This is a genomic window from Photorhabdus sp. RM323S (assembly GCF_042879375.1).
GTDB classification, from domain to species: Bacteria; Pseudomonadota; Gammaproteobacteria; order Enterobacterales; family Enterobacteriaceae; genus Photorhabdus; species Photorhabdus tasmaniensis.
The window spans coordinates 32,593-46,523 of the sequence record NZ_JBHFKZ010000041.1 but is presented as its reverse complement, the minus strand read 5'-3'; the positions used below and the strand labels follow the sequence as shown (position 1 = coordinate 46,523).

Below are 13,931 nucleotides of genomic sequence, written 5' to 3'. Positions count from 1 at the left end.
GTGCCGACTAAGTTGTTTAACGCTTGCTGATGGGTGTTAATGTGGGTTTGGTCGCCACGGATAGATCCGTGGTCATTGATCAGTTTACCGGTGGTCAGTTCTAAGGAATCCTCAGCTATTATCCCGCCGTTTTCACCGCTGTCAGTGTTGACCAGTTCCTGCTGTTGGGTATCCAGATCCAGACTGGCTGCGGATTGTATCCGTCCACGTTGGTTGTTGACCGCTTGTGTTGTCAGGTCTGCTTTTCCCTTTGAAAGGATTTTTCCTTTGGTATTGTCGAGGTTCTGGCTGGTCAGTGTGGTTTCGCCTTGTGAATCTATCACACCAGTGGTGTTATCGATTTCACCAGCTTCCAGTGTTAGGTCACTGCCGCTGCGGATGCCGCGTTCTTCTCCGCTCTGGGCGTTAGTCAGCTTTTGGCCTTGGGTGTTGAGTGAAAGGGTGGTACCGGATTTCAACAAGCCACCAGTGTTATCAACGGTTCCAGATGTCACGCTGAGTTGCTGATCGGCTGCCACAGTTCCTTGATGATTATCGATGGCATCTGCGGTTAGAGTTAAGTTCTCTGAGCTTAGTATGCCCTGTTCGGGCTGACTGTTACGGTTGGTTATAATGCCTTTCTGCCCATCAAGGATCAGGTTTTTGCCCGCATGGATCAGGCCTGCATCATTGTTGACGCCTTGGGTGGTCAGCGTCATGTTGCCTGTACTGATTATACCCTGGCCTTTACCGCTGTTGGTGTTGGTCAGCAGTCCACCTTGTGTATCCAATGTCAGGTCACCAGCGGATTGCATTAATCCGCTGGTGTTGTCAGTTTTGTCTACGGTTAAGGTTAGGGAACCGGTTTTGCTAGCAAGTTTCCCGCGCTGGTTGTGCAATTCACCACCGGTGACGATTGTTGTTCCTGTACCAATAATTGAGCCATCTTGGTTGTCAATTTCACCGATGGTTAAGGTCAGCGTTCCTTCACTGGCCACGCCACCCACGTTACTACTTTGGGCTGTGGTCAGCTTTTTCCCGTGAGTGTTCAGCGTCATATTGCCATCAGATTTTATCTTCCCTCCGGTACTGTTAAATTCTCCACTGTAGAGTTGCAGGTTTTTCTTACTGGCTATGGTGCCGCTTTGGTTACTCAGTGCTTGCTGGTGGGTGTCAACGTTGATGCCATGACCTTGAATAAGACCAGCATCATTATTCAGTGTACCGCTGAAAATCCGTAATGAATCTTTGGCAATGATACCGCCGGTTTTGCCGCTGTCGGTACTCGTCAGGGCTTGGTTTTGGGTATCCAGTAACAGAGTGGACTCTGATTGTATTTGTCCACGGGTATTATCCAATGCCTGTGTGGTCAGCTCTGCCATCTGCTGCGATAACAGTTTGCCGTCTGTATTGTCAACGTTACCGGCGTTAAGAGAGGTTTTTCCTTTGGCAGAAATGATGCCGGCAGTGTTGTTGATATCACCTGTATGGAGTTCTAGTCCGCCGTTACTTAATAATGTGCCTTTTTGGTCATCACTGTTAGTGTTAGTCAGCTTTTGTCCGTGCGTATTTACTATCATGTCACTGCCGGATTGTAACAGACCCGCAGTGTTGTCCAGTTCACCGCTGTTTAGGGTCAGTTTTTCTTGGGCAATAACCTTCCCTGCGGTATTGATGAATTTATGTCCTTTTGTCTGGATGTCTATCTGTTGGGCGTGTAATTGTCCTTGATGGTTATTCAGATTTTCTGTTGTGATCGTCAGCTTTTTCCCTTCATTCAAAAGGGTGCCGCCACTGTTGCTTAATTTTTGGGTGTTGAGTACCAGGTCGCCTTTGCCAGTCTGATTAATTTCCCCCTGATTGTTAGATAAATCTGGTGTGGTTAAGCTGATTTCCCGTGCCACCAATTTACCGCCATCATTGTTAAACTGACCTGGTGTTTTAGCCGTAAAGCGGTCAGCAGTGACTGTGGAATTGGAGGTGCTAATCTCGTTTTGACTGGCAATGAGTTGAATGTCATTGGCAGAGGTTTGGCTGCCGCTGAGATCAATCTTTTTACTCTGTACTTCTAGGGTATTGGTTGCCAGATTTTGTCCATTGGCTTGAATTTGCTGTTTAGCGCTCAGTGTTAGCGAACCGGGCTGCGTGGCTTTCCCTTTATCATCAATACCAGCAGCCAGAATACTGCCATTGCCACTTTGTATTGTATTCGCTGTTATTGTGGTATTGCCTCGTGCTTCAATCGTGCCGCTGTTTTGCAGTTGTCCCCCAGATTTTAAGGTGACAGTGGATTGTGACAGGAGTTTGCCCTGGTTTTCTAAATCTGAGGTATTGGTTAATTTCAGAGCGCTATTGCTGTTGAATGTGCCGCTGTTCTCAATTCGTCCATCAATCGTAAGGCGTACTTCGCCAGCTGTTGTTCCGATGCTACCGGCGTTACGTACGCCCACGCCAGCCTCTGTTCCTACCAGCGTGATTTTATTGGCATACATGCCACCGAGTGCGGCTACATCCAGCGTAAATTTCGGGAGCTTACTGTCGTCAGCAGATTTTTTCTCAATGTTCTTGTGTGCTGCATCAACGATATTACGCCCGGTAGTGACTTTCAGATCCTGAGCATGTAGCTTGCCGTTGATTACCACCGAACGGGCAATAATTTCCGTGTAATTTTGTTGTGAGCTGTCCATGCCCAGATCTTCAATGCGTACTTCCCCCCGGCTGATATCAAAGCCTTTTATTCGGCCTTGTTCCATCATCGCTTGCCCGGTGGTGAGTGTTGTGCGGTGGGCGTTGATAAATCCGCAACCGTTACAGGTGATACCTGCCGGGTTGGCAATGATCACTTCGGCTTTGCGCCCGGCGACTTCAATCCAGCCATTGAGTTTGCTTGGGTCGATGCTGTTCACTTCATTCAGAATAATTTTGGCTTCTGCTTTGTTTTGTATCCGGGTCATCAACACATTAATCCCCTGAGTGCCCAGGCATTGGTTTTCGCCCTTCTGGGCTAGACGCTTCAGAGGTAACCAGTGAGGAAAATTTTCTGTTCCTTCAAGAACAACACGCGTAATGGGAAAACAGGGCGTATCGACCGGAAATTCAGAAGGTACTGTTTTTTCAGGTATAGACAGACGGATATCCGCTGGGGGTGGTGCTAATTGGGCCTCTAGGGCTTTCTGACGTTCCTGTTGATGAATAAGTTGTTGATCTGATATTTCGATGGCTTTAGCACTGGTAGTAACAATAAGAAAGCCAGTAAAAACAATAACCTTTTTTTGCATTATTCTTTAGCACCCTGCACACGTCATGTAATTTTTGGGGCGCTATTAGTCATTAATTTTACTTAATAATCAATATGTAAGACTTACTTTATCGCTATGGATAAGACGTATGTCTTTCTTTTAATTTTTAATAAAAACAATGATTTATATTTAATTGAAAAATAATGGATAATATAAAAAATGATATTAATCAATTAGTTAAATGAATAATGCAGGCATTTCTAATTCAATCCTATTTATTGATAAATATGTGATATATGTCACTAGGATTATTATTATATAATTATAGTTAAAATAACTTAATGAATTATATCTTTGGGTATTAAGCCGTGAGGAATTTTATTTTTATTATTATTGCAGGGTGCTTATTTTTCGGCAAATATGCCAAAAAATAAGCTATTACTGGTTGAGAGATGGTAGTAGATATTTTAACTTATTATTCTTCTTGCTCGTTTTTCTCGTTTGATTTGCTGTTGGCCGTCAACAAATAAGGCGATTGTTGCCAGCGGCTGGGTGTTAATTGCAACAGGTTATGTGCCAGAATAAAACCAATTGCTAAAGCCAGTAAAATCATGATTCTAAGTAGGTTAGTAGTGTTGTCCACCTGTTTGGACTCTGTCGCCAGTTTGTGAGTGTCTAGTGTCAGGCGCAGAAAACCTTTTGGTTCTTCTTTTCCTGGAATAAGAACGACTATCTGGTGGTTAAAATAGCTGCCGGCTTTTTTACCATCCAAAGATAAGCGATCCCGTACCGATACATTTTCTCCGCTATGGGCAACTTGTGTCCCATTGTTAAGATAGACACTGGCGTCAAGTATGCGGCTGTTTTTGGTCAGGTAGTGCAAATTAGCCAGTATCTGTTCATTATTAAGATCTTTGCTGCCACTCTCCATATAATCGGATAAGCTGAATGCGACTTGTTTTGCCAGGGTTTTCGCCAATTCCTCAAATTGATCCATCTGGGCCTGTTGGTGAGAACGGCTAAAATAAGAAACGCCCTGCATTAGAGATGCTAATAACGCAATACAAATCAATATAATAGCTGTTTTATGCAGTCGAAATTTTAATTTAGCTTTGGTCATGGTTATTCCTTCCAAGCGTTGGTCAACTCAATGTTGCCAGATGCAATATAGGGAGGATAGTTTGAAATGCAATTTTTTGCTGCCAGAGTCATGTGGGATTACAGGAGTAGGGATTAATGTCTAATAACCTGGCTTATCGCTATTTGCCGGAAGAGGTCCATAAGTGGCCAGGATTACCACTTTCGTTAAGTGGGGAGGAGGTTATGCCATTGGATTACCGGGCTGGTGACAGTGGCTGGTTGATATATGGCCGTGGGCTGGATAAACAACGTATCAGTAATTTTCAGCACCGGCTTGGCGCTGCTATTGTCATCGTCTCTTCATGGCGTATTGATGATTATCAGGTGGTACGTATTGCCGGAAGTTTGACTTCGCGTATTAAGAGACTGGCTGATGAGTGTCGGCTAGACGTGGTTCCTTTGGGGCAGATCCCACGGTTGCGATCACCAGGTTTGCTGGTAATGGATATGGATTCAACGGCAATTCAAATTGAATGTATTGACGAAATTGCCCGTTTGGCCGGCGTAGGTGACAAAGTAGCCGAAATTACCGAGCGGGCAATGCAAGGGGAACTGGATTTTTCTGATAGTCTGCGGGAGCGGGTTGCTCAACTTGCTGGGGCTGATGCTGACATTTTGCGGCAGGTTGCGCAAGATTTGCCGCTTATGCCGGGGCTGACCAGTTTGGTGCGTAAGTTACAATCTTTTGATTGGCATGTAGCAATCGCATCGGGGGGTTTTACCTATTTTGCCGACCATTTGCGCCAGAATTTACGTTTAGTTGCTGCGGTAGCAAACCAATTAGAAGTCAAAAACAGCAAGTTAACAGGTAAGGTTATCGGGCCAATTGTTGATGCTAAATATAAGGCTGCCACATTGATGAAGCTGGCGAAAAAATTGGATATCCCGTTGGAACAAACTGTCGCTATTGGTGATGGTGCCAATGATCTGAAAATGATTCGCAAAGCGGGGCTGGGTATTGCCTATCATGCTAAACCGAAAGTTTATGCACAGTCGAAAGTGACAATTCGTCATGCTGATCTAATGGGAGTACTGTGTGTGTTAAGTGGCGGTCTTAAACACGAAGAACGTTAATAAAATCGTTTTAGGGAGTACAGAGTGGCGAAAGCAGCAAAACGGGCGTTTGTCTGTAATGAGTGTGGGGCGGATTATCCGCGCTGGCAGGGGCAGTGTAGTGCATGTCATGCCTGGAATACCATTACTGAGGTACGTTTAGCCGCAGTATCTTCCTCTCGTAATGATAAGTTCAGTGGTTATGCGGGAGATGCTGGTGTCAGCAGGGTTCAGAAATTATCAGAGATTAGTCTGGAAGAGCTTCCCCGTTTTTCCACTGGATTTAAAGAGTTCGATCGGGTTCTTGGCGGTGGTGTTGTACCCGGCAGTGCGATTCTGATTGGCGGGAACCCCGGCGCAGGAAAAAGTACCTTATTGTTACAGACGATGTGTCAGTTGTCCGCACAGATGAAAACCTTATATGTCACTGGAGAGGAATCATTACAGCAGGTTGCGATGCGTGCGCACCGGTTGGGGCTGCCGGTTGATAATCTGAATATGCTGTCAGAAACAAGTATTGAGCAGATTTGTCTGATTGCGGAACAGGAGCAGCCAAAACTGATGGTGATTGACTCCATCCAGGTGATGCATATGGCGGATATTCAATCTTCTCCAGGGAGCGTTGCTCAGGTCAGGGAAACCGCCGCTTATCTTACCCGGTTTGCCAAAACCCGCGGTGTTGCCATTGTTATGGTAGGCCATGTAACCAAGGATGGCTCTCTGGCGGGCCCGAAAGTGTTGGAACACTGTATTGACTGTTCAGTGATGCTTGATGGTGAAGCTGATTCCCGCTTTCGTACTTTACGCAGTCATAAAAACCGTTTTGGTGCTGTCAATGAGCTTGGCGTGTTCGCCATGACAGAACAAGGATTGCGCGAAGTCAGTAACCCATCAGCAATTTTCCTTAGCCGTGGTGATGAAATTACAGCAGGCAGTTCCGTCATGGTGGTGTGGGAGGGGACTCGTCCTCTATTGGTGGAAATTCAAGCGCTGGTGGATCATTCGATGATGACCAATCCACGGCGGGTGGCTGTGGGTTTGGAGCAAAACCGGTTGGCTATTTTGTTGGCGGTTCTTCATCGTCACGGTGGCTTGCAAATGTCCGATCAGGATGTGTTTGTCAATGTGGTTGGTGGGGTTAAGGTCGCGGAAACCAGCGCGGATCTCGCTTTACTTCTCTCTTTAGTCTCCAGTTTTCGCGACCGGCCTTTGCCGCGTGATTTGGTTGTATTTGGTGAGGTGGGGCTGGCCGGTGAAATTCGTCCTGTACCTAGTGGGCAGGAACGGATATCCGAAGCGGCTAAACATGGTTTCAAACGGGCAATAGTGCCTTATGCCAATATGCCGAAAAAAGAGCTGCCAGGGATGAAAGTTTTCGGTGTGAAAAAGTTGGCAGATGCGTTATCTGTTATGGAAGATCTTGATTAAACAGGAGGAGATATGGGTCAATTTGACTACCTTAAAGAAGCGATCAAACAAACAGGTTGTACATTGCAACAAGTTGCTGATGCAAGCGCTATGACCAAAGGTTATCTCAGCCAGTTAATTAATGACAAAATCAAAAGCCCCAGTGCCCAAAAACTTGCATCTCTCCATAACTATTTAGGGGTGCAATATCCTGTGCAGCATAAAACAGTTGGGGTGATATTCGGTAAGTTCTATCCATTGCATACCGGGCATATCTATCTGATTCAACGGGCTTGTAGTCAGGTGGATGAGTTACATATCATCCTTTGCCATGATGAGCCCAGAGATAAGGCGTTGTTTATGAGCAGCTCCATGTCACAGCAACCGACGGTCAGTGATCGCCTGCGTTGGTTACTTCAAACGTTTAAGTATCAGAAAAATATTCATATTCACTCTTTTGATGAACAGGGAATTGAGCCATATCCACATGGTTGGGACGTGTGGAGTAAAGGCATGAAAGCCTTTATGTCAAAAAAAGGGATTAATCCAAGTTATATTTATTCCAGTGAAGCTCAGGATACTCCTCGTTATAAAGAGCAATTGGGAATTGAGACTATTCTTATCGATCCACTGCGTTCGTTTATGAAGATCAGTGGCCGGCATATTCGTCAGGATCCATTCCGTCATTGGGAATATATCCCTACGGAGGTAAAGCCTTTCTTTGTGCGTACTGTGGCAATTCTCGGTGGGGAATCCAGTGGTAAATCCACATTGGTTAACAAATTGGCAAATATTTTTAATACTACCAGTGCCTGGGAATATGGTCGTGATTATGTTTTTTCTCATTTGGGAGGCGATGAGATGGCGCTGCAATATTCAGACTATGACAAAATCGCATTGGGACAGGCTCAATATATTGATTTCGCAGTAAAATATGCGAATAAAGTTGCGTTTGTCGATACTGATTTCGTGACTACCCAAGCATTCTGTAAGCGGTATGAAGGACGTGAACACCCGTTTGTTCAGGCATTGATTGATGAATACCGATTTGATTTGGTCATTTTATTGGAAAACAACACACCTTGGGTTTCTGACGGTTTGCGTAGTCTTGGCAGCGAGCAAGATCGTAAAGCGTTCCAGCAATTGTTGGAAGATATGCTGAAAGACAACAACATTGGATATGTAAATGTAAATTCACCAGACTATGATCAGCGTTTTCTGCACTGTATAGAGCTAATTCAACAACTTTTAGCTGTTAATCCTAAGCAACAAGTTAGTTGAATCGTTTATAATTAGATTCATATATAATATTTTATATGATAAATTAATAAATATATTCAATGTATATCCAACCACAATTCATATTGTGGTTGGATGTTTTTATTACCTATAAGTAATAAAATATATAATAGCTATTAATATTTTTGATACTTCTATTGATTATTTATTTCTTGAATAAAAGTAAAATTAATAATTAAATACTTCCATGTTGATTTTTAAATAAAAGTTTTTATATTTGTGATTTATTTTCGAATAAGATAAGGTTGGTTTTTTTATTAAAAATTTAAGCGTTTGATGTGTTGTTGTGTTGTTGTTATATGGAAATTAAATATCAATTTTAACACGTTGTTATTATGTTAAGGTGTTTTTATATATATAAAATTATTTGTCTGATGTTATTTTTGTATTTGCACTAACAAAATAATGGCCTATTGTTAATGAGTGGTTGATAGAAGTGGGCTGTTCTTGCTTAGTAAAATTTTAATTTTAGCATACAGATAGCCATTTGAAATAGTCACTGGTAGAAATATTGATCAACTTTTAGTTGAGATATTTCTTATATGATTTCCCCTCGTTTGTGTAATCTTATAATGATGAATATCTGTATTTTTACGGATTGCTCTGGCTGCAAGTGTTACTGATAATGCCAGATTTCTTACACTATTATGCTGAGATAATGAATTTGAATCAAATTGCTACGATTGAAGCCATTGATATTTCACATGGTTTTTCTAACAGTAAAGCTAACCAGAAAATGATTTTAGACATCACTCTTTCTATTTTTCCAGGTGAATTTACGTTGGTTACTGGGGATGTCAGTTCAGGAAAAAGTACTTTACTGGCAACGATTTCTGGGTTATTGCGTCTGGATAGAGGGAAAATATTAATTGCTGACAAAGAATTGGGAAAACTGCATAACAGCGAATTAGATAGACTCCATTTGATGAATTGTGGTTTTATCTTTCAAAGAGTTAATTTATCTAATGAACTTACAGTCCTGGATAATTTGCTATTATCTCTGTCCTGTGGAATTACAACTTCTCATCAGGAAGCCATGACCAGGGCAACTAAGGCACTCAATATTGTTGGTCTGAAACACAAGAAAGATATATATCCCAATGAATTACGTGATAATGAAAAACAACGGGTAGCAATAGCCAGAGCTATTGTGAAAAGTCCCCTGTATTTGTTTGCTGACGAGCCAACCAGTTATCTTGATAATTATGACTGTCAGGTAGCTATTGATATCTTAAGTTTTATTGCTCATAACCAAAGAGGAACGGTTGTTGTGGCTTCACAGGATAATAGGCTTATTAGGCATGCGGATCGTATTATTACGTTGAAAGAAGGAAAGATTATCCATGATACTTATCTAACACATAGCATAATGAATAAAACTACGCGCTTATATGAAAATAATTGAGAGAAAAATGGCCTGTTATCAGGCCATTTCCAATATGATTATTTGCTGATTCTCTTATATTTAATGCGATGCGGTTCTAGCGCTTCGGCCCCAAGAGTCCGCTTTTTATAGTCTTCGTATTCACTAAAGTTACCTTCAAAGAAAGTCACTTTACCCTCATCCTGATAATCAATGATGTGGGTTGCGATACGGTCAAGGAACCAACGATCATGGGAAATAACCATTGCACAGCCAGGGAACTCCAATAGGGCGTTTTCCAGTGCGCGCAAGGTTTCAATATCCAGGTCGTTGGTTGGTTCGTCGAGCAGCAGCATGTTACCGCCAACTTGCAGCAGTTTAGCCAGATGTAGCCGGCCTCTTTCACCACCAGATAGTTCACCGACACGTTTACCCTGATCGACACCTTTGAAGTTGAAGCGGCCAACATAAGCGCGGCTTGGCAGCTCGAAGTTGCCGATACGCATGATATCCTGACCGCCGGAAATCTCTTCCCAGACGGTTTTCTTATCATCCATATTGTCACGGAACTGATCGACAGAAGCCAGTTTGACGGTTTCACCTAACGCAATAGTACCGGAATCGGGCTGTTCTTGGTTGGAAAGCATACGGAACAGGGTGGATTTACCTGCGCCGTTAGGCCCGATAATCCCGACAATTGCCCCTTTTGGCAGAGAGAAATTCAGATTGTCGATAAGCACCCGGTCGCCATAAGACTTGGTCAGATTTTCCACTTCCAGAACTTTGTCGCCCAGGCGTGGTCCTGGTGGGATAAACAGCTCACTGGTTTCGTTGCGTTTCTGGTATTCAACGTTGTTTAATTCTTCAAAACGGGCCAGACGTGCTTTACCTTTTGCCTGACGGCCTTTTGGATTTTGGCGAACCCATTCTAGCTCTTTCTCAATAGATTTACGGCGGGCGGCTTCTGTTGATGCTTCCTGAGCCAAACGAGCGTCTTTCTGCTCCAGCCATGAAGAGTAGTTACCTTCCCATGGAATACCTTCACCACGGTCAAGTTCCAAAATCCAGCCAGCAACGTTATCAAGGAAGTAACGGTCATGCGTAATTGCAACAACAGTACCTTCGTAATTGTGCAGGAAGCGCTCCAGCCAGGCGACGGATTCGGCGTCAAGGTGGTTTGTCGGTTCATCCAGCAGCAGCATATCTGGTTTTTCCAGCAGTAAACGGCAGATTGCTACACGGCGGCGTTCACCCCCGGACAAATGCTCAATTTTTGCATCCCACGGCGGCAGACGCAGCGCGTCAGCTGCACGCTCAAGCTGGTTATCAAGGTTATGACCATCGTGGGACTGGATAATCGCTTCCAGCTCACCTTGCTCTTTCGCCAGTTTGTCAAAATCAGCGTCAGGATCAGCATAGGCTGCGTAGACTTCATCCAGACGGGTCAGCGCGTGTTTCACTTCGCTAACCGCTTCCTCCACTGCTTCGCGGACAGTGTGCTCAAGGTTTAGTTTTGGCTCCTGTGATAGATAGCCAATTTTAATTCCCGGCTGTGGGCGGGCTTCGCCTTCGATATCTTTATCAATACCGGCCATAATCCGCAGTAAGGTTGATTTACCCGCGCCGTTAAGGCCAAGAACACCAATTTTGGCTCCCGGAAAGAAACTCAGGGAGATATTTTTTAGAATATGACGCTTCGGGGGGACAATTTTGCCGACCCGATGCATGGAGTAAACATATTGAGCCACGTTGCTATAAGCCTCGCTATCTCTGATTGTTATAATGATAATGCCTGTTTTGCGAAGTCAATCGCATGAACAGGGCGTGTGGGTATCTGATTATATCCGGTTAGGTTATTTATGTTCATCTGAACACGATTTATCACAGTTTACCCGATTTAAGTTAATAAACTCCATAACCTAATTGCCAGAATAGGATGGCTCTGGGGCTAGTTTGTTAAGACGGATCAATTTTTTGGATAAAAAACTTACCTGTTTAGTATATACGGTTAAATATTTCATCATGGAGTGAATTAATGTGGTAAGTGGCGGTGATTATATTATTATGATGTGTATACATTTGTAATATTAACCTATTCAATTTGATCTCCGGGAGGAGCGTGTGGTAATGGCTAAATGGCAACACTTTGTGATGGTTACAGGGTTGGTTTTTGTGTCTGTCGCAGCAAACGCTGATTCTCTGGACGATCAGCGGCAACGATATCAGCAAATTAAGCAAGCGTGGGATGCCAGTGATATGGCTGAGGTGGCGAGATTGATGCCAACATTGAAAGACTACCCACTTTATCCTTATCTTAAATACCGGGAGCTGACTCAGGATTTGGCGTTGGTAACACCAGAACAGATCCGTGGCTTTATTGATAGTTACCCTAATTTACCACCAGCACGCTCTTTATCATCCCGTTTTATCAATGAACTTGCACATCGTGAAGACTGGCGTGGGCTGCTCGCATTTAGCGCTACAGCACCGAAATCGATTACAAATCGTTGTAATTACTATTTTGCCAAATGGGCGACAGGTGAAGAGCAGGTTGCCTGGCAGGGAGCGAAAGACATTTGGTTGAATGGTCGCTCTTTACCTGCCAATTGCGATAAATTATTTGATGTCTGGCAGCAAGCGGGCTACTTATCGGCGGAACTGATATTACAGCGTATTAGTCTTGCATTAAAAGCGGGGAACACTTCACTGGTCAGTTACCTCGCTAAACGATTGCCGCTGGGATACAAAAGTATTCGTGATGGCCTGATTAAGTTGCAAGATGATCCTGCTACCGTATCTGTTTTTGCTGATAATACCAGGCCGACTGATTTTACCCGTGTCGCTACTTTAACGGCTTTCTCACTCCTTGCCCGTCAAGATCCGGATCAGGCAAGAGCGATCATTCCATCAATTGCCAGAGCGCAAAAGATGAATGACAGCGAGCGCCAGCGGTTAAAAGATATTGTTGCCTGGCAGTTAATGGGTGATGTGAACGATGAGCAGGAGAAGTGGCGCGATGATGTTATCCGCGATAGCCAATCTGTTTCACTGCTTGAGCGTCGTGTTCGTCTGGCGTTGGGTCATGCAGATGAGCCTGGTTTGGCTCAGTGGATCAAATTACTACCGTTAGCGAACCAGAACAGAGAGGAATGGCGTTATTGGCAGGCTAATATTTTATTGGCGCAGGGTAATAAAAGCGAAGGTGAGGCGATACTGCGTAAGTTGACAGAAGGTCGCGGTTTTTACCCAATGGTTGCTGCGCAAAGACTGAATATCCGTTATCCGCTGATGATTAATATCGCAGAAAAGCCCGATTCGGCTATTGCTTCGATGTCCGAAGTGCAGAGAGTAAGGGAACTGATATATTGGCAAATGAATAATCTTGCCCGTACAGAGTGGAGTTATTTAGTTGCCAGCCAGAATAAATCAAAACAACAGCAGTTGGCACGTTATGCTTTTAACCAAAAATGGGCAGCTCTTAGTGTACAGGCGACAATAACCGGGAAAATGTGGGACTATCTTGAAGAGCGTTTTCCGTTGGCATGGCAGCAAGAATTCAGTCGTTTCACGTCAGATAAGGGGATTTCGCAAAGTTATGCGATGGCGATAGCCCGTCAGGAAAGCGCCTGGAATCCGCAAGCCAGTTCTCCAGTCGGTGCAATGGGTTTGATGCAAGTGATGCCGGGAACGGCGGCAGATACGGTTAAACAAAATGATATTCAGGGGTATGTAAACAGTGGCCAGTTGATGGATCCGCTGACGAATATCGAAATTGGTACGGCTTATCTCGAATCGGTTTATCAGCGTTTTGGTCATAACCGGATACTTGCCAGTGCCGCTTATAATGCAGGTCCGGCCCGTGTGGATCGTTGGTTATCTGACAGTGGTGGGCAGTTGGACGCGATAGCCTTTATTGAAAGCATTCCATTTTCCGAAACGCGCAGTTATGTCAAAAATGTTTTGGCTTATGATGTTTTCTACAGTAACTTTACGGGTAAGTCATCAAAGGTGTTGACTAACGCAGAATGGCAAAGGCGATACTGATTTATGGCAAACTATGCTATGCTGACGTACTAGTTAAATAGTATGATGACTGATTAATTATGACTCCGAATCATCTGACAGACCCGGCACTTTCGCCACAAGATAATGAAGACTGGCAACGCTTCGTGACGTTACTCCAACAGGCTTTTGCGCAAGATCTGCAACATCCAGTTTTGCAATTATTATTGACGCCTGATGAGCGGGCAGCACTGGCTACAAGAGTACGGATTATCAAAGAATTGATGAGTGGACGAATGAGCCAACGTGAACTGAAAAATGAACTTGGGGTTGGAATTGCGACTATCACTCGTGGTTCTAATAGCTTAAAGTTTGCTCCAAACGATGTGAAAGCATGGTTAGAAGAGCAATTGCTGAAATAACAGCAGGCCGCTGACTGCGGCCTGGAG

General features: G+C 44.0%; 9 protein-coding genes. 6 read left to right on the top strand and 3 right to left on the bottom strand.

Annotated features, from left to right (window positions below; translation table 11 throughout):
* The coding region (locus ACGF7G_RS15935; protein WP_387466762.1) for a filamentous hemagglutinin N-terminal domain-containing protein at positions 1-3,257 on the bottom strand (3,257 nt) is incomplete at its 3' end.
* A gap of 436 nt (positions 3,258-3,693) precedes the next feature.
* On the bottom strand, positions 3,694-4,338 hold the full coding sequence (locus ACGF7G_RS15930; RefSeq protein ID WP_387466760.1) for a YtjB family periplasmic protein: 645 nt from the start codon (positions 4,336-4,338) through the stop codon (positions 3,694-3,696).
* A gap of 116 nt (positions 4,339-4,454) precedes the next feature.
* Here ACGF7G_RS15930 and serB point away from each other — a divergent pair, with 116 nt between their 5' ends.
* The 4 genes from serB (at position 4,455) to ACGF7G_RS15910 (ending at position 9,522) form a co-directional block, all read left to right on the top strand.
* Positions 4,455-5,432 carry a phosphoserine phosphatase gene (serB, locus tag ACGF7G_RS15925; RefSeq protein ID WP_133816346.1) on the top strand — a complete coding sequence of 326 codons (978 nt, stop codon included), beginning with the start codon at positions 4,455-4,457 and terminating at the stop codon, positions 5,430-5,432.
* A 24-nt stretch (positions 5,433-5,456) separates the two neighbouring features.
* A complete protein-coding gene (gene radA, locus ACGF7G_RS15920) occupies positions 5,457-6,839 on the top strand; it encodes a DNA repair protein RadA (protein ID WP_387466758.1) in 1,383 nt (460 codons plus the stop codon).
* Between the two features lie 12 nt (positions 6,840-6,851).
* Positions 6,852-8,099: a multifunctional transcriptional regulator/nicotinamide-nucleotide adenylyltransferase/ribosylnicotinamide kinase NadR gene (gene nadR / locus ACGF7G_RS15915; RefSeq protein ID WP_387466756.1), complete on the top strand. Its 1,248-nt coding sequence runs from the start codon at positions 6,852-6,854 to the stop codon at positions 8,097-8,099.
* A 643-nt stretch (positions 8,100-8,742) separates the two neighbouring features.
* Complete coding sequence (locus tag ACGF7G_RS15910; RefSeq protein ID WP_387466754.1) at positions 8,743-9,522, top strand: ABC transporter ATP-binding protein; 780 nt, start codon at positions 8,743-8,745, stop codon at positions 9,520-9,522.
* A 38-nt stretch (positions 9,523-9,560) separates the two neighbouring features.
* Here the strand turns inward: ACGF7G_RS15910 and ettA are convergent, their stop codons facing one another.
* Positions 9,561-11,228: an energy-dependent translational throttle protein EttA gene (ettA, locus tag ACGF7G_RS15905; protein ID WP_387466752.1), complete on the bottom strand. Its 1,668-nt coding sequence runs from the start codon at positions 11,226-11,228 to the stop codon at positions 9,561-9,563.
* Between the two features lie 379 nt (positions 11,229-11,607).
* Here ettA and sltY point away from each other — a divergent pair, with 379 nt between their 5' ends.
* Positions 11,608-13,524 carry a murein transglycosylase gene (gene sltY / locus ACGF7G_RS15900; RefSeq protein WP_387466751.1) on the top strand — a complete coding sequence of 639 codons (1,917 nt, stop codon included), beginning with the start codon at positions 11,608-11,610 and terminating at the stop codon, positions 13,522-13,524.
* Positions 13,525-13,583: 59 nt separating this feature from the next.
* Positions 13,584-13,904: a trp operon repressor gene (gene trpR / locus ACGF7G_RS15895; protein WP_133816351.1), complete on the top strand. Its 321-nt coding sequence runs from the start codon at positions 13,584-13,586 to the stop codon at positions 13,902-13,904.
* The last annotated feature ends 27 nt before the right edge of the window (positions 13,905-13,931 follow it).

What these genes read in the sequence shown, in the direction of transcription:
- trpR (WP_133816351.1), top strand. Translation starts at nt 13,584, where the DNA reads ATGACTCCGAATCATCTGACAGACCCGGCACTTTCGCCACAAGATAAT.
- ACGF7G_RS15910 (WP_387466754.1), top strand. Translation starts at nt 8,743, where the DNA reads ATGCCAGATTTCTTACACTATTATGCTGAGATAATGAATTTGAATCAA.
- serB (WP_133816346.1), top strand. Translation starts at nt 4,455, where the DNA reads ATGTCTAATAACCTGGCTTATCGCTATTTGCCGGAAGAGGTCCATAAG.
- sltY (WP_387466751.1), top strand. Translation starts at nt 11,608, where the DNA reads ATGGCTAAATGGCAACACTTTGTGATGGTTACAGGGTTGGTTTTTGTG.
- nadR (WP_387466756.1), top strand. Translation starts at nt 6,852, where the DNA reads ATGGGTCAATTTGACTACCTTAAAGAAGCGATCAAACAAACAGGTTGT.
- ACGF7G_RS15930 (WP_387466760.1), bottom strand. Translation starts at nt 4,338, where the DNA reads ATGACCAAAGCTAAATTAAAATTTCGACTGCATAAAACAGCTATTATA.